Origin of the sequence: Alteromonas sp. P256, from assembly GCF_036864455.1 — a bacterium.
Lineage (GTDB): Bacteria > Pseudomonadota > Gammaproteobacteria > Enterobacterales > Alteromonadaceae > Alteromonas.
Genome location: NZ_JAZETM010000006.1, coordinates 274,392 through 294,368, shown reverse-complemented (window position 1 = coordinate 294,368; position 19,977 = coordinate 274,392). Strand labels below are relative to the sequence as shown.

The window sequence follows — 19,977 nt, the reverse complement described above, 5'->3', positions numbered from 1 at the left end:
AGGCGCCTAGTGGCGCCTTTTTTGTGTCTATCTTTTTTACTACTGTGTCAACGGTAGCTCTAACTGACGCCTAATTTACAGAGCGCGGCGATTTAGCTTTTCATCAGCTTTTAAGTCTATTGCCTACGCTATGTTACGCCCTATTTACTCAACAACACGTTAGCCTAACTAAGCCTGCTTTAGTCGCCGTAAGGCCTAATCTTCACAAGCGCTCGTCCTTGTGAGAGCTAGTCAATTTAAGCACTAGCGGTGGTATGCCCTACTCTTTAGCAGCGCTAGTAATCATCAGCCATGGCGGGGCCTGCGTAATTGTCGAAGCGCGAGAACTGGCCTTGGAAAGTAAGTCGAGAGGTACCAATAGGCCCGTTACGCTGCTTACCAATAATGATTTCTGCAATACCTTTATCTTCACTGTTTTCGTGATACACCTCATCACGATAGATAAACATAATTAAGTCGGCATCCTGCTCGATAGAGCCTGATTCACGTAAGTCCGAGTTAACCGGTCGCTTATCGGCTCGCTGCTCTAGGGTACGGTTAAGCTGAGATAGGGCCACTACCGGCACCTCCAGCTCTTTTGCTAGTGCTTTTAGTGAGCGTGATATCTCCGCAATCTCAAGAGTACGATTTTCACTTAATGAAGGAACCCGCATAAGCTGAAGGTAATCAATCATGATTAGGCTAATACCGCCGCGTTCTCTGGCAAGCTTTCTTGCTCTACTGCGCACGTCCATAGGCGTTAAGCCTGAAGAATCATCAACAAAAAGGCGGTCTTTATCTTTTAACATCGCCATCGTATTTGAAATTCTCGCCCAATCTTCATCGTCTAGCTGCGCGGTTCTAATCTTTGTTTGGTCAACACGACTCAATGATGCAAGCATACGCATCATAATTTGTTCAGAGGGCATCTCAAGACTGAATACGAGAACCGGCTTTTCTTCTGCCATCATGGCATTTTCGACCAAGTTCATCGCGAACGTGGTTTTACCCATTGATGGTCTAGCTGCAACAATAATAAGATCAGAAGGCTGCAGGCCACTGGTTTTTTTGTCTAAATCGGTAAACCCTGTTGTAACACCGGTTACCTCTTTATTCGTCTTAACCAGCTCCTCAAGTCGGTCAATCGTTTTGCCTAGAACAGACTCAACATTGCGAGGACCTTCATTTTCACCGGTTCTTCGCTCAGCAATTTCAAACACTCGACTTTCTGCTAAATCGAGAATATCGGCGCTATCTCGGCCCTCTGGATTATAGCCAATCTCCGCAATCTCATGAGCAACGCCTATGAGTTCTCTGGTTATTGCACGCTCACTAATAATTTGAGCATAAGAGACCACATTAGCGGAACTCGGAGTGTTTTTCGCCAGCTCGCCGAGATAAGCAAACCCACCGGCATCTTCAAGTTCATCGTGCTTTTCTAGCTCTTCAGATACGGTAATGAGATCGATGGGATTACTGATATTTAAAAGACGAGTGATGGCTTTAAATATAATTTGATGCGAACGATTGTAGAAATCTGTCTCTGTGACGAGTTCCGCTACTTTATCCCAACTCTCAGGATCGATAAGCATACTGCCTAAAACAGACTGCTCCGCCTCTATACTGTGAGGGGGAACCTTCAATTTTTCTATATTCTTATCGCCTTGGGGGGGAGAAGCCACGTATGAAACCTATTGTAATGAAACAAAAACAGTGGACTATTATGCGCTTTTACAACGCGTCTCTCAATAAACTTACACCGCATTCTCTGCAACAGGACAATATTCACGCAGATATTTTTAAGGCAATAATGACAACGTTGGGCCCCCCAATACGTTATAAACTTTTTGCGTTTTCATGCACATAGCCCGAAAACATTTCAATAGGAGTTGCTTCTTTGGCACAGAAGGAGCAACCCATTATTGAGTGCCGCTTTAAAATCGTTGCTTTTTCTAGGCGAAAAAACGTTCCATTAGAGGGTATAACTGCGTTATCGCTTTGCTGAATAAGCAGTGTTCTGCCTAACGTTGCAACATCAGATGCGCAGGTTAGTTCAATCTTAGTGACGTCATCCCGTGAAAAACCGATACGCTGCGGGTCTACGTTATATTGCGAATAAAAGTCATCTGAACTTAACCGTTGTGTGTCGTATTCAGGCACTTCACAGGCAAATTGGTCTAGCTGAGCGGACGTGGCCGAGTAGGTGAAGGAGCTTCCAAGTACGCGACTCTTACTCGTATTTTGGCTACTTTTTTCATCTTGATAAGTATCGGTTATCACCCACGTTCCCTCATAAAAGGACGGTTCATGGATAGCGCAACCTAACGTTAATGCGCAAATGCCAAACGCGCCTATAATAAGGCTATGAAATTTCCAAAAGCGTTTAACATGTCCAATAATCTTCACTGCTGTCTCCATTATGCCTAAATCTATTGTGGCTTCCTGCAAACTATCACTGCTATCACCTTCGCTTTCACACTCGCTCTCATCATAACTGCTGCTATTTAGCGCGTGTTGATCTAACACAACCTTATCGCTTTGACGTCGAGTTCAAGGAAAGCTGCGGGAGCGACGAGAAAATCTGCACGGTTTATCTATTAATTTGTATCAAAAAAAAAGCTGCCTTTGTATGAGCAGCTTTTTATCTATCGATTTTTAGCGAACCACACCATGATTAATAAATGCGGACTAAATATGATTATTCAACCTAATAAACAAATTAGAAATGCACTAGCTTATTCACTTTTCGTCTATCTCAATTCGCCCGTGCACGGTAGAAATGTCAACATTTGCAGAGCCACCATTTTGAATGAAGCGAAGCCAACGACTTGGACCGTATTTCGGTTTCTTCACTTCATCGTCGCTAATATTATTCTTGATGTTGCCGCCAGCATGGGCCTCAATGTCAAACTGCGCTGAAACACCTTGCTGAAAGGTAAGAGACACAGCACCACCAACGGAGTTTGCTTTTACTTGTCCGTTATCGTTTAACGACATACTAGCCGTCGTCTTTCCGTTAACCGTATCAATCTCTAACCTATCTATTGCTGCTAATGTAAGCTCAATACGACCATTGACCGTTTCAACCGCAACCTCTGGACTTGTTGTGTTAACGTCTAAGTCTCCATTAACCGAAGTAAATGAAATTTCATTACTGCCTGTATGCGTTACCTCAATATCACCATTAACAGTTTCCACATCGAGGTCACCCACCACATTTAACAACTCAATATCACCGTTTACCGACTCTACTTCAATATGTGACCCCGAATTCTCAATGGTTACGTCTCCATTGACGACTTCAATGTCTACAGCATTTTGAATCCCTGTAGCAGCTACATCAGCGTTTACGGCGGTATAGTGAAGGTCACTGCCAACAGGCGCATAAATGGTAAGCTCATCGCCATCGTTATCATTACCATACCACTGCTTCGACTTGCGCTTTACCTCAACATGAATAACAACCACATCTCCGCGCTTTTCAAAGATAAACTCTTCTGTTCGATCGCCGAGTTCCCCGACCACGCGAACTTGTGACTTGTCCCACACTTTGATTTCGGCACTGCCATTTACGTGTTCAATATCGAGCTTTGGTGATGATGAAGTCTCAATGGTTTTATCGACTTTTTCACCTGCAAGGGCAGTAGGCGAAAGCGCGAGTGCTATCACGGTGCTAAATGCTGCTATCGCCTTTGGAACTGTTATTACTCTAAGTGCTGGTATCGCCTTAGGTGTTAGTATGTTTTTCAGTCTTGCGTTCATTAGATTACCTCTTATTAAATTTGCTGCCATTTTGGCGCGTGCACTCGCTCAACTAAGGCAATTTGTTGTTGATAAACATGGTGTAGCATTTTGATTAACGCTGAATTATCAGGGTCCTCTTTTAATGCTGCTTTGATGGCATCTGCTGCCGTATCTAATTCATTTAGTTGCTGCTGCCAGTCTTTTGTCAGCGCTGGCGTAGTTTCATAACTTGCGAGTAACCCCGCGATGTATTGACGCTGCTGTAAGCTTTGCGCTTCAACAAGTTCGTAGTTATTCAATGAACCATCGTTATGTGTTGAGCCTGGCGCGTAAACCAACATATCAGCAGGTTGTGATGCTGATGGATTACCAATAGGCGTTAAAAACCACAGCATGGAGCACACAACAGCAAACGCGGCAGCCACTGCCCACACGCCTTTTGAGGAGAGCACTGCCTGACTTTCGCCATGCTCATTGATTACAGCACTATCTACTGCCCTGTCATCTTGACAGGTTAACCCCAGTTCAATACCACGCCAAAGATCGCGTTCGGGCTGCCGTTCTTTTTTCAATTCGCTAAGGCGCTGTAACAACTGTTTATCCGCATTACTCATCGGTACACCCCATTGCATTTTTTAAAAGCCCTCTGGCTCGATGCAGCTGTGCTTTGCTCGAGCCCACCGCCATATTGAGCATGCTGGCTATCTCTTCATGTCGGTAGCCTTCTACTGCATAAAGCACGAACACGAGACGGGCTCGTTCTGGCAACGCGCGAATATGCATGTCTAAATCATTATCATCTGTTTCTTGAGGCGCTACAGGCTCTGTAATGCCGCTAGTTTCTATATTTAGCATGCGCTGAAACCAACTGCGCTGCTTACGCATATAGGAGATAGTGACATTCGCCGTCACGCTGTGTAGCCAAGTAGAAAATTGACTATTGCCATCGTAGTTGGCAATTTTTCTCCATAGCTGAATAAACACCTCTTGCGACGCATCTTCAGCCAGGCTTTTGTCGCCAGTTAAGCGGTAACACAGTGCATAGACGCGGCCTATATGCTGCTCGTATAGCGTCTTAAAAGCGTATTTACTGCCCGCTTTTACGTCAGCGATTACCTCGCTTTGTGATTTAGCGGTAAAAACCGCTCTGTCGCAACAAATGCGTTGGTGGCCTTGCTCCATGACGCTCTCTTTTTTGTGTACACTGCGATAGAAAATGTCAGTGTGGCACTTGTTAGTGTTATAAACTTAGTCGTAGCCTATAGTAGAAAGGTTTAAAGAAAAAAATAACTTTTTTCAAAAATGCGGAGTCGGTATGTCAGAATTTAAAGTCAATGCACTGTTTGCAGGTCAACCAAGCCCTTTAGGGCCGCGAGGAGCACCCAGCAGTATTGTCAAACAACCGGTGTCTCAACTCACTGTGCATACCGATAAAACTGATGAAGATTTACAGGCAAACAAGCGCCTTCACGGTGGCCCTGAAAAAGTGCTACACCAATATAACCCCACTAACTACCTTACCCTTCGAAAACATTTCCCAGAGGGAGAGTTTGTGCCCGGCAGCATAGGTGAAAACCTGAGTGTTGAGGGTATGGATGACGCAACGGTTTTCATTGGCGATATTTGGCAATTTGGTGAGGTTCAATTACAGGTGAGCGCTCCGAGAGCGCCTTGCAGCAAAATATCTCAACGATTTGGTATATCAAATTTAGACAGATTTGTGGGTGAAAGAGGCATCACAGGTTGGTATTACCGAGTGTTAAAAACCGGCGTTATTTATCCCGGCGATGAGGTGCATTTGATTGAACGCCAAGACAACACTGTTAGTGTGCATGAACTCATGCAGTGTACACACACAAAAACAGATAAAGCGCTGGCAACAACACTGTCTTCACTCTCCGTTCTTGATGATGAATGGCGATTGAAATGTGAAAAAATTAGCAAACGTTAAGCACTAGGTGGCCTTAAAAGGTTACCTTTTCTCCCTCATTGAGAATATATAGCGGAATGGTGTTATTTAACTGCTTGTCCATTTCTATTAATCTAAACAGTGCCGAGTGGGAGGTTTTATCGCCCATTTGCCAACTCGCATTGCCATAACCCCACGGAATAACCACGCCACAGTTCAATTCCTTTGCAGCCACAAGCGTATCTTCTGGCGTGGTGTGCACATTGCGATACCATTTAGGAGACGACTCACTGAAGTACGAGGCGATAGGAAGTAGGCAAACGTCGATGTGATCAAATCGATTGCCGATATCTTTAAAATGGGGCGAGTACCCAGTGTCGCCGGCAAAGAACAAGGTTTTACCGTTGCTTTCTAGCACCCAACCACCCCATAGCGCTTTGTCATTGTCTTCATACAAGAAGGGCACCATTATACGACTGCTGAAATGATGGGCAGGAACAAAATGTATGGTGGTATCGCCGAGTACTTTTTTTGCATACCAAGCCATTTCGGTAATGTTAAAGCCGCCAGTAGGAAAATGCTCACCAAAACCTAGCGGTACTAGATAAGAGGGCATATTACCAATGTGCTCGATATCCGATTTATTAAAATGATCGTAGTGAATGTGGGAATACATGACGGCGTCAGTTTGCTCTATTTCTTGTGATGATAGCGCTGAGGCAGGGTTGCGGAAAAAGCCATCTGCTAATTTAAATGCCCAATTTACCGGCCAGTCAAATTGTTCAAATACGGGGTCAAACAGAAACTGCTGTCCCTCTTTAGTTGTCACCACAAAACTAGCATGTCCTAACCAACGAACGGTAAAACCGCTATCGATAGCCGGTGACGGATTATCACCGCGATAGACACAGTCTTCCATATCGCCTTCACACTTTATTTTGTCAGTAGGCGCATAGCAATTTGTAGTACACGTAATTGGGTAGCTTGGAAAGTTAGCGTAAAGGTTGCTGAATCGCTCTTCAAATCCATCCGTGCTGTCTCGCTTTATCACCGACTGTGAAGGAGCGATAGTCTCAACGTGGTTTTTTGCGGCGCATCCACAAAAAAGCAATACGATAGATAAAATGACGAACTTATTAGTGAACTTTATAGCGCGCGGCATAGCGACCTCAAAGAAAATTAATACACTGATAATATTGGATTTATACGCTACCTGACACAACTATAAAAATGTTAATAAGTATTTATTTGTGAGTTTCAGATATAAAAAAACCGCTCATGAGAGCGGTTTTTCTAATTACATGAACGCTTACGCTTCAGCAATGATGATCACTTTAATTGAAGTGGTTACATCAGAGTGAATCTGTACGTCGATGTCGTACTCACCAGTTTCACGAAGTGTACCGGTAGGTAGTTTAACCTGTGCTTTTTGTACTTCAACGCCAGCTGCAGTAATTGCATCAGCGATGTCACGTGTACCAACAGAGCCAAACAACTTGCCTTCTTCACCAGCAGGTGCAGCAATTGTAACTTCAGCCAACTCGTTGATTTTTTCGGCGTTTGCGTTTGCAGCAGCTAGCTGCTCAGCAATTTTCGCTTCAAGATCGGCACGACGTGCTTCGAACTTTTCAACGTTGTCTTTAGTTGCAGGAACCGCTTTACCCTGTGGGAAAAGGAAGTTACGAGCATAACCAGACTTTACAGTCACTTGGTCGCCCAAGCCGCCAAGATTGGCGATTTTATCTAGTAGGATGATGTTCATCTAAGCTACCCCTTAAGTTCGCCAAATTACTTGTGTGAATCAGTGTACGGAAGCAACGCAAGAAAACGTGCGCGCTTGATCGCAGATGACAGCTGACGCTGATATTTTGCGCTAGTACCAGTAATACGACTAGGGACAATTTTACCGCTCTCAGTAATGTAGTTCTTGAGAGTAGCGATATCTTTGTAATCTATTTCGGTCACACCTTCTGCTGTAAAACGGCAGAACTTACGACGTCTGAAAAAACGAGCCATGGGTGATCTCCTTAAGCGTTGTCTTCAGTGGTTTCAGTTTTCTTTTCTGCGCGCTCTGTGCGAGGTGCAGAATCTTCACGACGCTCACGACGAGGCTCTTCTTTCATCATTGGAGAAGGCTCAGTAACAGCGTTTTTAGTGCGCATTACCATGTTACGCAAGATCACGTCATTGAAACGGAAAGCATTTTCCAATTCGTCAACGGCGTCAGCAGATGCTTCAGCATTGATTAGTACGTAGTGTGCTTTGTGTAGCTTTTCGATTGGGTAAGCCAATTGACGACGGCCCCAATCTTCTAAACGATGAATCTGACCACCGTCTTGCTTAAGAATAGTAGTATAACGCTCGATCATACCAGGTACTTGTTCACTCTGATCAGGGTGAACCATAAATACGATTTCGTAATGACGCATTATAGCTCCTTACGGTTGTAGCCTCGACAGTACAGCCAACTGTATGGAGACAAGGAACGAATTGGGATGGCTGTAAGGGCGCGCATTATACGCATACCGTTAAAATTGCACAAGCATTAATCACTGCCATATTTAATCGTATGTCTAAACAACCGATTAAATGCAGCGTGATACCAATAGAGGAAAAATTAATCACATAACTGTTTATTTATACAGTTAAATACTGTAGAGTTTTCGTGAATTTAAAAAGAAGGGGACCTACCATGGCCATTACCACACAGTATGTTGTTACGCACAAAGGGGTAGAAAAATTGGTAACTACCGACAAAAAAGAAGCTGATCAGTATGATAAAATGCTAGATGCAGCAGATAACTTAGCGCAATATATCCAAGCAAAGGGGATTGGTCTTGATGACAGCGCGTTAGAAGAACTCACCATCTTACTGTCTAAAAACAAAGACAAGGTCAGTAAAATATTCAAAGGTTCGTCTGCCCAAAGCGTATTGGAAGACGAAAGCGCAGAGGTGGTAAAGCTCAAAGCTAACGGCTAGTAAACAGCCGTTAGCACGCGTATTTTGTGTTGTGCTTTCTCCTGTTTTTATATTAAGCGGCCCTAAAACTAAGGCTTGCTTGTTATGACCACTATCTCAATTGTTGGTTAGTATAACGGGCTGAACATCTAGACATGTAAGTCACTTCGTTATTCGATATTATAGAAAAATGAAAATTGAGATAGTAGTCAGGAGTGAGCGTGAAAGCAGGCGTTGGCACATCAGAAAGCGCAAAGACAAACGGTTCTTATAGCACAGCCATTGCTATAGATAACGTTAGCTTTTCTCACAACGCTGCTGATAGTGAAAAAGCCCGCCCTTTTATTGAAATAGAGCAGTGGCATTTATACCGTGGGGAGCATGTTTTTCTTTCCGGCCCATCGGGCAGCGGCAAAAGCACTTTTTTAAACTTGCTAAGCGGCACACTGACCCCTAACAGCGGTGCAATATCGCTTTTAGAACAGCCGTTTTCTACTCTTACCAATAAGCAGCGGGATCGATTTCGCGCTAACAATATTGGCGTTGTATTTCAGCAGTTTAATCTCATTCCATACCTGTCTGTTAAACAGAATATTAAGGCGGCTCTCTATTTCGCCGGTGCGAATATAAAGGACAAGGCGCTTGATGAGCGTATATTGACGCTACTTAACGACTTACAGCTACCAAACCAACTGTTAAATGCGAAAGCAGACACCCTAAGCGTGGGTCAACAGCAGCGCGTTGCCATTGCCCGCGCACTCATTAACACGCCTGATATTTTAATTGTCGATGAGCCCACATCAGCCCTTGATGCAAAAGCGAGAGATAGCTTCATGGACGTGCTAAAAAAACTCTCCAAAAACAGCGCCTTGGTTTTTGTCAGTCACGACCCGTACTTAAAGAAGTATTTCTCAAGACATATGAGTATGCACCAATTTACTCCGAATCATCAAAAAGTCACTGATGTGTCTACTGCCTCTAGGGGCGTATCACCTTGTTAACCACAATCGCGATACAAAGTTTAAAGCGCCGCAAGAACACTGCCCTTCTTACGTTAGTGAGCATTGTGATTAGTGTGAGTTTACTACTGAGCGTTGACATTATTCGCTCCCAGGTGAAAAACAGTTTCACGCGCACCGTGTCGGGCGTTGATGTGATTGTAGGAGCGCCAAGCGGCCAGCTTAATTTACTACTGTCGTCTGTCTTTAATTTAACCACACCGTCGAAGGGGATTAGTTGGGACAGCGTTAGCTCGCTTAACAACGACCCCCGTGTATCTTGGCTAATTCCCTTATCGCTTGGCGATACACACAGCGGGTATCGCGTCATAGGTACCACTAATGCTTACTTTAAGCATTTTAAGTACGGCGATAAACAGCCTTTGATATTTGCTGAAGGGGGCCCATTCGCCCACGTGGGTGCAGCAGTTATTGGTGCTGACGTTGCAGAGTCTTTAGGTTACCGCATTGACGATAGTATTGTTATATCTCATGGCTTGGGAAATGTGTCCTTCCGTCAGCACGACGGCTTTCCTTTTTCAGTGACCGGTGTGTTAGAGAAAACAGGCACACCTGTTGATAAAGCGGTGTATGTAACGCTTATTGGTCTTGAAAAAGCCCATGTACATGCTAGTCCGTCCAGCATAGTGAAGCCATCCCAATCTATTCAACGCCCGTCAAAGTTACACGCTCAGGCACACGTACATTCTGACGGTGAAGCTGCTGTTTACGATAACGGTGAGCATAAAACAACCAATCACGAAGAAGCAGGACATGAAGAAGCAAGGTATGAAGGTGACAATAGCCCCCATTCCCACAAAGAGAAACCTGAACGCCAGCGCTTGGGCGAGATGGACATTGAAAACAATAATGTTTCATCAGTGTCTGCGGTGATGCTGGGGCTTAAAAATCGCATAACCGCTCTACAGTTGCAATATCAGCTCAATCAGCGAAGCAAAGACCCCGTACTCGCCATATTGCCAGGCATGGCGCTTGCTGAGTTATGGCAAATTATGGGAAATGTGGAAGCACTGCTTTTGCTGTTGTCTTCACTCATCGTCGTGTCAGCCCTTATCGGCCTTGCTACCATGCTATTGGCAACGATGCGAGAGCGTTATCAAGAAATCGCTGTACTACGCACTATCGGCGCTAGCCCAGCCGCTCTTCTTATGTTGATACAGCTAGAGGCGTTACTTATTGCGCTAGCGGGGTGTGGTGTCAGTATGCTAGTAGTAACAGGCTTACTCTCTGCACTCAAGCCATGGTTAAGCGCCGAGTTTGGCTTATTTTTAAGTGATACTCTTCTGTCTTCAAACAGCTTAGCAATAGTTTTACTTGTATTACTAAGCACTTACATTGTGTCATTTTTCCCAGCCTATGCCGCGTATAAACGCGGCTTACACGCTGAATTAACCAGTCAATAAAACGCGGGCTATTTCTACTCTCCCACACGCTTGTCGGTGCTAAAGCGCAAAATAAGCTCGTGAACGCGATTAACCGTTTCACGTAACTCATCGCTTGCGGCCAGTGATGCCTCTGAAGAACGCTGAGTTTCATCAGCACCGTCTGCAACATCGACAAGCTGTTGATTAATGTGCTCAGCTACTGTGCTTTGCTCTTCAACTGCCGATGACATTTCCACGGTAGCGTCTGCAATACCGCTTACCGCGTTATTGATTTCAAATAATGCACTGCGGGTTTCTTCCACTATAAAACTGCCTCTCTCTGCCGACGCTAAACCATCGGTAGATACTCGCACAGCACGGTCTGAACGCTCAGCCAGCTCAGTGATAATATTGTGAATTCTATCGGTAGAGTCTCGAGTACGTGAGGCAAGCGTTCTGACCTCATCGGCAACCACGGCGAAGCCTCGACCTTGTTCACCCGCTCTCGCTGCTTCTATTGCCGCGTTAAGCGCTAGTAGGTTTGTTTGTTCTGCGATAGCGGAAATAATATTGGCGGCCTCGCCAATATCGCTCGTTGACTGAGCTAACTCAGTCACGGTTTCTGATATTGATTCAACAGCTTTTCGCAATGACACAATAGCCTGCATGGCCTCTTCAGCTTTTTCATTACCCGTATCCACATTCATGGCCGCAGTTTTCGCACTCTTCGCATTGCTTTCTACCCGCTCTGCAACCTCCTGAATAGCCTGGCTCATTTGCGTTACCGCAGATGCTATTTGCTGAGTAGCTTGATTTTGCTGCACCACAGCCGCACTGGTGTTTTCTGCTTGTGTGTGAGTGGTGCGCGACACAGTTTCAAGCCCCGAAGATGCATCTTTTATTCGAGTAAGTGCAGTTCGTGTTCGAGCAAGTTCACAGCCAAGAACCAGCTTCGCCCGCGCAATATGAGGGGGGGCTGCAAAATATGTCTGAGCCACAATATCATTGCTGTAGCTCTTAGGACTTAACGATAGAAACTCTGTCCACTCACTTCGCGTTTTCGCTGCCTGTGCCCCAATAAGCACCAACAATGCAACAAGTGAAATAGACGCTGATATTATATTAGATGTAAACCAAACCAATGCTACCCCCACAAGGCCAATTAATATTGACGGCCAAACGTGACCAAGGCGATGGGCTATTTGATGAGACACTGATGTGGCAGATTTGCCCGCATGAATTCGCTCGTACATGTCAGTCGCACGCTGAACCTCCTCTGCAAGTGCAGGCACTCTCACTGACTCGTAACCCACAATGGTCGATTTATCATAAACTGGTGTGACAAATGCCGACACCCAATAGTGATCGCCATTTTTACGTCTATTTTTGACTAATCCAAGCCAGCATTGTCCAGACTCAAGGGTTGCCCACATTTCTTTAAATACTGAGGGTGGCATATCGGGGTGGCGAATTAAATTGTGATTTTTACCAATTAACTCTTCACGCTCATATCCACTTACTTCTACAAACTCATCATTGCAATGCTGAATAATACCGCGTCTGTCCGTTGAGGATATCAGTCTGAAATGCGGAGGAAATGTGTGCTCTTTTTGAGTAATCGGCTGGTTGTTTCTCATTAATATCAAACTCCACAAAAGCGCATTCATAGAGACAACAATGCGCTGCTTAATCAAAACTTAGCTAAAACTTATTCAATATTAGTTAACGTTTGGGAAAAAGGAAACTTTAGAGATAAAAGCGTGCTTTTGGATATAACACAACTGCCTAGCTGTTTTTTGCTGCAAGAGGAAGAGAGACAACAACCCGGGTACCCACACCTTCAGTACTGTAAATATCTACCGTTCCATCGTGTTCTTCGACAATCGTGAGTGAGATTGACATACCAAGTCCGGTTCCATCGCCAGGCGGTTTAGTGGTATAGAAAGGCGTAAAAACTTTGTTGAGCACTTCTGGGGGCATTCCCTCGCCCTCATCTTCTATAATGATGCGCACTTTGGGTTCGTCTGCCTCAATACTCAGCGTAATGCTTTTGCCTTCTGCAGTGGCGTAAATGGCATTAGTTAAAAAATTGACCAATACTTGCTGAATTTGCCCTGCATTGCCTTTAAAGATTACATCGTGTTCAGGCGCATTGAAATACACCTTATTTTTATATCGATGCAGGTTGTTTGTTAGTTTAATTGCGGTTTGTATCGCTTCTGTAGCGCTAATATCCGCAGGCTTTCCAGAACTGGGGTATGAGAAGCTTCGCAAGGCTTTCACGATGTCTATTATCCGTTCAATACCTTCTGAGGATTCGTCAAACATCTCCGCAATATCTTTTGCGCTATCTTTAAGGGAAAAATCCTTTTCTAACTTTTGAAATGTTTCTGCTATATGACCGCCCGCATCGCGACACAAATCACCAATTTGATCTAATGCGCTTTGGTAGTCATTAAATATATCTTTCGCTACCGCCGTATTACTTCTTACATAACCTATTGGGTTATTTATTTCATGAGCAATACCCGCCGCAAGCTGACCTAGCATGGCCATTTTATCAGCGCTTTTCAATCTTTCTTCTAAATGCTTTTTGTCTTTTTCCATAGAAGATATGGCAGCTTCTTGGTGACTTAATCTATGAGATTTATCTTTATCACGAAGACCAAAATTTAAGTAATGCTTTGTGGTGTCTAGAATATAAAGGGTTTCTTCCTCTAAGTTGTCATCAGCGGTTAAAAGGGCTAGCCAAGCAAATTCGTCATCTGAAAGCTGGTGCATGAAATGAATAACACGGGCCTCACACTCTACATCCGGTCGTTCTACGGCATTGACACACCAATGCGAATAACTTTCTGTCAGCGTTAACGGTAATTCATTCACAATAAGAGTGGAAAGCTGCGGTGCTTCTACCCATCCACTATCTGAGGTAAGCACTTTGTCATCATCGCCCACGACCATATTGCCGTTTTTAACGATAATTGCTTTACCACAGCTTGCCTGACAAAACTCCACGGCAGATTCTAATGCAGAGAAGATAAAAGAGGCCACGGTGCTTGTAGCACCAAGTTGAGAGGCCGAGCGACTCAAATAAAGTAATTCACGCTCTCTTTGTTTGGAGGCCTGAAGGGACTTCCTGAGCGCTTGATTGGCTAAATAAGCATCTTGAGAGTAGGTTTCCAAAAATGCTTCCGCACTTTGTCGCGCTAGCTTTTGGCGTTTGAGCTGTCGCTCCAATGAGTTAACACGTGCTTCAAGCTCGCTTATCTTTTGACTTGCAATGCTCTCTCTCTCATCACTCACTATCAGCTACCTTAAAATCTAAATGGGTGGCTTCTCATGCGCACCCACATAGCCATTCTTACCGTTAATAACCGGCTAGCGTGTCGAGAAGTTGCATGACTCGCCCACTTGCTTGCTCCATTTCCATAAGCTTAGCATCAGATTTAGTTTGATCACCCGCCAATTTTGCTTCTATCGCCGCTTTACCACTTTGGTGCACTGCTGCATGGGGAGTGTCGAGCTCTCTAAACGCTGCAGTCTTACCTATGTTGCTGCTAGCACTTTCTCTGTACCACTGACCCAGGCGACAGCTTGAATGATCTGACAATTGTGCAACGGATTTGTCGCTGTAACCACACAGCACAGCATAAACATCTGCTTTCCAAACCACATGATCTAGCTTTACGGTTTGAATAAACGTACTAAAAGAACCTTTGGTAATTGTCGACTTCATGCTGGTACAGTGAGCCACCATACCCTCGTAGCTGCCGTTGAGTTCATTAATGCCAGCTTCTAAGTTTTCATTATTACCGCGCAACTCGTTAACGCCAGATACCGCTTTTGCGGTGCTTTGAATAATACCATTAACCAATTCAGATACTTCGGTAGCCGACTTATTCGTTTCAGTGGCAAGGGCTCTTACTTCATCAGCAACAACACTAAATCCTCTACCGGCATCGCCCGCTCGCGCTGCTTCAATAGCGGCGTTAAGAGCAAGTAAGTTCGTTTGATCTGAAATACTGGTGATAGTAGTAACAAATTTATTAATATTGTCAGCGGTAGTAGAAAGCCCAGAGATACGCTCACTCATACTGCCCATCTGCACATTCAAGCCACTCATATCATTGACGATATTGCTTAGCGTCGATGCTGAGTGTGTAAATAGGCTATCAATGTCTGCAATAGACTGATTTTCTGAATCAATATTGTGAAACGCAGCAAGCACTGATTCTCGAATGCCATCAATTTGCTGAAGCGCATCGATAATGCATTTAAGCAAAACAGAATCATTCATTTGTGCAGAGGCTGCATGTAAATGTTCAACTTCGTTTGCCAGCGACGTATTTTCAGCTTCTAATACTGCGACTCTATCTAGGGTTTCTTGCAGACGCGTTTCTAGTTGCTTAGCCAACGCCTCTTTCTCATCATACTTACCGCGTGAAACAAACATATGTTTTTCCGAAAATTATTGTTATTCGTTTTATTCAGAGTAACAGAAAATACGTAGATGTGACTATTAATCTGAAGTCGAATACGAGTGTAAAACCGTGCTTAAAATTATCGACCGTTTTACCTACCCCTTTAATAAAATATGCGTGAGCGAAAGGGATTAACGCAGTTGCAGCTCTTTTCGGCGAATAGCATACATAAACTTATAAGTTACACCTTTCGTTCACAGAAACGCGTTAACATAGTCAATAAGGTTAGCATCGCTATCAACGCCACTATTTTTATATCGACAACTACATTTACTGGTGAACCTTTCACATGGTTATTGAGACACTTCTTTTAACGTTTGCGCTTCTTGGCGTAGCCACATTGTTGCAAACCCTCAGTGGTTTTGGCTTTGGTTTAATTGTTGTCTCAAGCTTCACCCTGCTGGAAATTATGCCGCTAACTGCAACAACGTTTTTAGTGAGCTTTTTGAGTTTATTTAACTCTGTTAGCTTGGTCTTTAAAAACACTCATCATGTGAACAAACGCGCATTCAACATACTGCTTGTCACTGCAATTCCATTTATGGCTGCAGGATACATATTGCTGGAATACCTCTCTCAGTCTATGTCCCACTGGCTCAATATTATGCTAGGGAGCGTAATTTTGCTGTGCTGTGGGCTGCTTGTTATTAAACGCAGCGCTGCAGAGCGCTCTGAACCCTCAATGGGTTTTGGTGTTGCAGGGGCAATGAGCGGTCTACTAGGTGGGCTTTTTTCTACGTTTGGACCCCCTGTAGTATTTCAATGCTACAGACAGCAATGGTCAATTACAGAGATACGCATTACCTTGCTCGCTTTTTTCTGCTTAACGTCGCTGATGCGCTTAATTGTGGTGCCCTTTGGTACGCTTCCCTCTTACGACATTGTCCTTTCAACTCTTTTTGCCATTCCCATCGTTTTACTCTTTACCCGTATTGGCCGTTTGCTGGCGGCAAAGGTCTCAGCAAAACACATAAAATTACTGGCCCTACTTATGCTCATCCTAAGCGGCAGCTTGCTTATCATTCAAAATATTACGCTGTAAAACGATATTCGTTTTTCTCATCGATGTAGCCATTAATTCTCAATTTCCACGTGAGCATTGTCATGGGAATGGCCTGAGTGCAAATGGTCTGAGTGGGAATGTCCATGATGATGGTGCATAGTGAAATTTTCCATTTACAGTTAGGCTAATAAAGGTGTTTTCACAGCGGGGGTTATAAAGTAAAACATAGCTTAAACATCAACTCGCTGTTTTAACTATAGGCTCTGCTTACGCCTTATATAAAACACCATTGTCGATTAATTTCATGAACCAATGTCTCAAAGACACATTTTCACGACCCATCTTTGACAAAGACTGCAAATTAACTCACCCAAAAACGGATTGTTAACACTTAGTCTATTCGTGATGGTGATAATAAACATAATTTTCACAAAACTGGGATAACACAATCACTTAACCTGCGCTCTTCACTCGTTTTCAGTCTATGTGCTTTTTCACAGAGTTGTTTAAAACCCACTTTTATTGTTTAAATTCATATTCTTAGAGCAACGAAACCTGTAAAACCTACCGTTAAAGGCTCTATCCAAACAGCGATGGCATTTACAATAAATGTTATCGATATGGTAATTCGTGAATGGTTTTAATGTTAAAAAGTTGAAAAGATGATTGATCTTTTCGTTGCGCTCCCTTAGTGTTAGGAAAATGTAAGCGCTTCCAAAATCTTCACACTTAATTTTGTAAGCGCTTTCAAAAACACAAAAGCCATCGCGGCTGTCGTTAATACACACTCTACGACACACTTAACAACACATTTATAGCAAGGCTGAAAGCAATGACTAAACATGCATCTAAAATTACGCGGGTAGCTGCCGCGTTGTCAGTCACAACCCTATTTGGCTGTGGGGGCGGTGCCACCACATCTACTGATATAGACGCGGTAGACGCCTCTGCACCAGTGTCAGATTGGCAGCTTGTATGGAGCGACGAATTTGACGGTTCAAGCATTGATGAGAACAAATGGACTCACGAAGTAGATTGCGCCGGCGGTGGCAACAATGAAGCTCAGTGCTACACAGAAAGTGAAAGCAACTCTTTTGTCGAGGACGGCACGTTAAACATTGTCGCGCTTCCAGCAGAAGAAGGTGCACCAAAGCCCTATACTTCTGCGCGACTGAATACCCGTTATAAAGGTGATTTCAAATACGGTCGCATAGAAATGCGAGCAAAAATGCCGGAAGGACAAGGTTCTTGGCCAGCATTTTGGATGATGCCAACAGATGAAGTATACGGTGGATGGCCTCGCTCTGGTGAAATCGACATCATGGAAGCGGTTAACCTCAAAGCAGCAGACATTGACGGCAATCCTGAAAATCATATCTACGGCACACTTCACTACGGTCAAGAGTGGCCGAACAACGACAGCTCGGGAAAAGCTTACTCACTACCTAATGGCGCTAACCCTGCCGACGATTTCCATACTTATGCCATTGAATGGCAAGAAGGCGAAATTCGTTGGTATATGGATGGTTACCTGTATGCCACTCAGCGTCGCTCTGAAGTACGTGAAAACAGTAAAGGCGAAGCAACGGGTCTTTCACACCGTGGCTGGTATGCAGAATACTTCGAACAAGGCACAGGCGAGCTAACAACACACTGGGACAATGCACCATTTGACCAAGAGTTTTACCTTATTTTGAACCTCGCTGTTGGTGGAGCATGGCCTGAGTCTGTCAATGAAACCGGTATCGATGCCGACGCATTTGCACAAGGTCAAAGCCTAGAGGTTGACTACGTTCGCGTGTACGAGTGTGGGTCAGACCCCATGACAGGTAAAGGATGCGAAACCGTTCGCCCAGGTTACGACTCACTTGAAGATGCATTAGTTGAAGGTGCAGCACCCATTCCATCCCCACCTTCTACTGGAATAGCTCAAAACCTGACTATTTTTGACGGTACACCTAATCCAAACTGGCCTGCATGGGATTGCTGTGGTGGTTCTACACCCGCACTTGTTGAAGATGCAGATGAAGGTCAGGTATTTGAGTTTAGTATTGGCGATGCGCCAACGGTAATGGGTTTCATTAGCCGTTCAGCGTTTATCACCGACCCTGACGGTCAAGCGTCACCGTTTGACGCGTCACCAATGGAAGAAACAGGCAGCATTAAGTTCGACCTTAAAGCGGTTGCCTTACCAAACAATGCAACAACGTCGTGGTTGTTTAAAGTTGAAAGCTCTGAAGGCTCTACTTTCGCTGAACTTCCTTTGATGGATGGCTATGTTGGACCTGCTGACGTTGCAGGCGACACACCTTTACAAGGCGTATGGGAGTCGTACGAATTCCCACTGAGTGTATTAGCAGAGGCAGGCCTAGACACCAGTGCTATCGACGTAATCATGGTATTCCCACTATGGGATACGGGCAGCGGTGCAGTATATCGCATGGCCAACGTTGAAATTTCACAAGAAGGCGGTGCGTCATACCCTGAGCTTACTATCTTCGAAGATGGACAAAATCCAAATTGGCCAATGTGGGATTGCTGTGGCGGTTCAACACCAACCGAAGAAATGGATGATGAAGAGCACGGTCTTACTGCTGAATTCCGTATAGGCGCAGAGCCAACAGTAATGGGCTTTACCACTCGTTCAATTGATGGCGGCGGCGCTACTCCATTTGACGCCACGGCACTTACTGATGGTGGTTTACTGCAGTTCGAAATGAGAGTTGTAAGCGCACCAACTAACCCAGACTCTACTTGGGTATTCAAAATTGAATCCAATGATGCTGCTACTGCCGTTGAGCTTCCACTTACCGACAGCGCAGAAGGTCAAGCCCCAGTTGAAGGTGAATGGCAGACTTACACGTTCTCCATTGCCGATCTTCAATCACGCGGCTTAGATGTAAGCGGTATTGACGTCATCATGATATTCCCAGCGTGGAGTACAGGTGAAGGCGCGGTATACCGTGTTGATAATGCGAAGTTCTTCCACCCTGACAGCGGCAGCGAGGCGCCTGCTGGTGGCTTGAATATTTTCGCAGACACCGCAGCTGAGCAATGGTCTATCTGGGATTGCTGTGGTGGTTCAACACCAACAGAAGAAGTAGACGACGCTGAGCACGGTACAGTGGCTGAATTCAGAATTGGTGAAACACCAACTGTGATGGGCTTTTTGGCTGATGAAGAGGTGTCTTACGACGCATCTGCACTGCTTTCAACGGGCGTCGTTCGCTTTGAAATGAAAGTAAGCGCAATGCCTATTGATACATCAGGTCAGTGGTTATTTAAAATTGAGTCTATCGGCGCGTCTTCTGCAGTAGAGCTGCCAATGTCATCAAGCCTTGAAGGTGTAGAGCCTGTTGAAGGCGAGTGGCAGACATATACGTTCCCGCTGCAAACGCTTTATGACGCAGGTCTAGATATCAGTGCAATCAACGTTCTTATGATGTTCCCTACTTGGGATACAGGAAACGGCGCTGTATACCGCGTTGATAATGTAGAAATAGCAGCTCAGTAATAAAG

The 19,977-nt window shown here is 44.6% G+C and carries 18 protein-coding genes; 6 read left to right on the top strand and 12 right to left on the bottom strand.

The genetic code is table 11. From position 1 onward, the window contains the following. Positions 1 to 275: 275 nt before the first annotated feature. The 5 genes from dnaB to V7R39_RS11870 all read right to left on the bottom strand — a co-directional run bounded on the left by dnaB (position 276) and on the right by V7R39_RS11870 (position 4,905). The gene (gene dnaB / locus V7R39_RS11890) at positions 276 to 1,661 is read right to left on the bottom strand and encodes a replicative DNA helicase (protein WP_334030882.1); all 1,386 of its coding nucleotides are present in this window, start codon (positions 1,659 to 1,661) and stop codon (positions 276 to 278) included. Positions 1,662 to 1,815: 154 nt separating this feature from the next. Continuing rightward, positions 1,816 to 2,505 (bottom strand): hypothetical protein, encoded by a 690-nt coding sequence (locus tag V7R39_RS11885; RefSeq protein ID WP_334030880.1) that lies wholly within the window; start codon positions 2,503 to 2,505, stop codon positions 1,816 to 1,818. 213 nt (positions 2,506 to 2,718) lie between these two features. Beyond that, the gene (locus V7R39_RS11880) at positions 2,719 to 3,741 is read right to left on the bottom strand and encodes a DUF4097 family beta strand repeat-containing protein (protein WP_334030879.1); all 1,023 of its coding nucleotides are present in this window, start codon (positions 3,739 to 3,741) and stop codon (positions 2,719 to 2,721) included. A gap of 14 nt (positions 3,742 to 3,755) precedes the next feature. Further along, positions 3,756 to 4,337: a hypothetical protein gene (locus V7R39_RS11875; RefSeq protein WP_334030877.1), complete on the bottom strand. Its 582-nt coding sequence runs from the start codon at positions 4,335 to 4,337 to the stop codon at positions 3,756 to 3,758. Beyond that, complete coding sequence (locus tag V7R39_RS11870; RefSeq protein WP_334030876.1) at positions 4,330 to 4,905, bottom strand: RNA polymerase sigma factor; 576 nt, start codon at positions 4,903 to 4,905, stop codon at positions 4,330 to 4,332. Before V7R39_RS11870 ends, V7R39_RS11875 begins: the two co-directional genes overlap by 8 nt. Before the next feature lie 133 nt (positions 4,906 to 5,038). On the opposite strand from V7R39_RS11870, the gene V7R39_RS11865 reads away from it, so the two are divergent. Next, positions 5,039 to 5,674: an MOSC domain-containing protein gene (locus V7R39_RS11865; RefSeq protein WP_334030875.1), complete on the top strand. Its 636-nt coding sequence runs from the start codon at positions 5,039 to 5,041 to the stop codon at positions 5,672 to 5,674. Between the two features lie 13 nt (positions 5,675 to 5,687). Here the strand turns inward: V7R39_RS11865 and V7R39_RS11860 are convergent, their stop codons facing one another. The 4 genes from V7R39_RS11860 to rpsF all read right to left on the bottom strand — a co-directional run bounded on the left by V7R39_RS11860 (position 5,688) and on the right by rpsF (position 8,061). Next, positions 5,688 to 6,794 carry an MBL fold metallo-hydrolase gene (locus V7R39_RS11860; protein ID WP_334030874.1) on the bottom strand — a complete coding sequence of 369 codons (1,107 nt, stop codon included), beginning with the start codon at positions 6,792 to 6,794 and terminating at the stop codon, positions 5,688 to 5,690. Positions 6,795 to 6,941: 147 nt separating this feature from the next. Then, positions 6,942 to 7,394, bottom strand: coding sequence for a 50S ribosomal protein L9 (rplI, locus tag V7R39_RS11855; RefSeq protein ID WP_163105844.1), 453 nt, complete (start codon positions 7,392 to 7,394; stop codon positions 6,942 to 6,944). 26 nt (positions 7,395 to 7,420) lie between these two features. After that, positions 7,421 to 7,648 carry a 30S ribosomal protein S18 gene (gene rpsR, locus V7R39_RS11850; protein ID WP_012519954.1) on the bottom strand — a complete coding sequence of 76 codons (228 nt, stop codon included), beginning with the start codon at positions 7,646 to 7,648 and terminating at the stop codon, positions 7,421 to 7,423. 11 nt (positions 7,649 to 7,659) lie between these two features. Continuing rightward, the gene (rpsF, locus tag V7R39_RS11845; RefSeq protein WP_032097692.1) at positions 7,660 to 8,061 is read right to left on the bottom strand and encodes a 30S ribosomal protein S6; all 402 of its coding nucleotides are present in this window, start codon (positions 8,059 to 8,061) and stop codon (positions 7,660 to 7,662) included. Between the two features lie 263 nt (positions 8,062 to 8,324). Between rpsF and V7R39_RS11840 the strand changes: the two genes are divergently transcribed. The 3 genes from V7R39_RS11840 (at position 8,325) to V7R39_RS11830 (ending at position 11,013) form a co-directional block, all read left to right on the top strand. Then, entirely contained in the window at positions 8,325 to 8,612 is a 288-nt protein-coding gene (locus tag V7R39_RS11840; protein WP_334030872.1) for a YebG family protein, read from the top strand. A 200-nt stretch (positions 8,613 to 8,812) separates the two neighbouring features. Then, positions 8,813 to 9,592 carry an ABC transporter ATP-binding protein gene (locus tag V7R39_RS11835; RefSeq protein WP_334030870.1) on the top strand — a complete coding sequence of 260 codons (780 nt, stop codon included), beginning with the start codon at positions 8,813 to 8,815 and terminating at the stop codon, positions 9,590 to 9,592. Beyond that, entirely contained in the window at positions 9,586 to 11,013 is a 1,428-nt protein-coding gene (locus tag V7R39_RS11830) for an ABC transporter permease (protein WP_334030868.1), read from the top strand. The genes V7R39_RS11835 and V7R39_RS11830 overlap by 7 nt, the downstream gene beginning before the upstream one ends. A 14-nt stretch (positions 11,014 to 11,027) precedes the next feature. Here V7R39_RS11830 and V7R39_RS11825 read toward each other — a convergent pair whose 3' ends face one another. The 3 genes from V7R39_RS11825 to V7R39_RS11815 all read right to left on the bottom strand — a co-directional run bounded on the left by V7R39_RS11825 (position 11,028) and on the right by V7R39_RS11815 (position 15,427). Further along, positions 11,028 to 12,611, bottom strand: coding sequence for a methyl-accepting chemotaxis protein (locus tag V7R39_RS11825; RefSeq protein WP_334030866.1), 1,584 nt, complete (start codon positions 12,609 to 12,611; stop codon positions 11,028 to 11,030). A 148-nt stretch (positions 12,612 to 12,759) separates the two neighbouring features. Continuing rightward, positions 12,760 to 14,277 carry a sensor histidine kinase gene (locus tag V7R39_RS11820; RefSeq protein ID WP_334030864.1) on the bottom strand — a complete coding sequence of 506 codons (1,518 nt, stop codon included), beginning with the start codon at positions 14,275 to 14,277 and terminating at the stop codon, positions 12,760 to 12,762. Positions 14,278 to 14,341: 64 nt separating this feature from the next. Next, on the bottom strand, positions 14,342 to 15,427 hold the full coding sequence (locus tag V7R39_RS11815) for a methyl-accepting chemotaxis protein (RefSeq protein ID WP_334030863.1): 1,086 nt from the start codon (positions 15,425 to 15,427) through the stop codon (positions 14,342 to 14,344). A 317-nt stretch (positions 15,428 to 15,744) separates the two neighbouring features. On the opposite strand from V7R39_RS11815, the gene V7R39_RS11810 reads away from it, so the two are divergent. Beyond that, a complete protein-coding gene (locus V7R39_RS11810) occupies positions 15,745 to 16,497 on the top strand; it encodes a sulfite exporter TauE/SafE family protein (protein ID WP_334030862.1) in 753 nt (250 codons plus the stop codon). Positions 16,498 to 17,290: 793 nt separating this feature from the next. Further along, positions 17,291 to 19,972 carry a family 16 glycosylhydrolase gene (locus V7R39_RS11805; RefSeq protein ID WP_334030861.1) on the top strand — a complete coding sequence of 894 codons (2,682 nt, stop codon included), beginning with the start codon at positions 17,291 to 17,293 and terminating at the stop codon, positions 19,970 to 19,972. Positions 19,973 to 19,977: the final 5 nt, after the last annotated feature.

Coding starts and splice junctions, on each gene's coding strand:
- V7R39_RS11880 (WP_334030879.1), bottom strand. CDS start 3,741: ATGAACGCAAGACTGAAAAACATACTAACACCTAAGGCGATACCAGCA.
- V7R39_RS11875 (WP_334030877.1), bottom strand. CDS start 4,337: ATGAGTAATGCGGATAAACAGTTGTTACAGCGCCTTAGCGAATTGAAA.
- V7R39_RS11870 (WP_334030876.1), bottom strand. CDS start 4,905: ATGGAGCAAGGCCACCAACGCATTTGTTGCGACAGAGCGGTTTTTACC.
- V7R39_RS11865 (WP_334030875.1), top strand. CDS start 5,039: ATGTCAGAATTTAAAGTCAATGCACTGTTTGCAGGTCAACCAAGCCCT.
- V7R39_RS11860 (WP_334030874.1), bottom strand. CDS start 6,794: ATGCCGCGCGCTATAAAGTTCACTAATAAGTTCGTCATTTTATCTATC.
- rplI (WP_163105844.1), bottom strand. CDS start 7,394: ATGAACATCATCCTACTAGATAAAATCGCCAATCTTGGCGGCTTGGGC.
- rpsR (WP_012519954.1), bottom strand. CDS start 7,648: ATGGCTCGTTTTTTCAGACGTCGTAAGTTCTGCCGTTTTACAGCAGAA.
- rpsF (WP_032097692.1), bottom strand. CDS start 8,061: ATGCGTCATTACGAAATCGTATTTATGGTTCACCCTGATCAGAGTGAA.
- V7R39_RS11840 (WP_334030872.1), top strand. CDS start 8,325: ATGGCCATTACCACACAGTATGTTGTTACGCACAAAGGGGTAGAAAAA.
- V7R39_RS11825 (WP_334030866.1), bottom strand. CDS start 12,611: ATGAGAAACAACCAGCCGATTACTCAAAAAGAGCACACATTTCCTCCG.
- V7R39_RS11815 (WP_334030863.1), bottom strand. CDS start 15,427: ATGTTTGTTTCACGCGGTAAGTATGATGAGAAAGAGGCGTTGGCTAAG.
- V7R39_RS11810 (WP_334030862.1), top strand. CDS start 15,745: ATGGTTATTGAGACACTTCTTTTAACGTTTGCGCTTCTTGGCGTAGCC.
- V7R39_RS11805 (WP_334030861.1), top strand. CDS start 17,291: ATGACTAAACATGCATCTAAAATTACGCGGGTAGCTGCCGCGTTGTCA.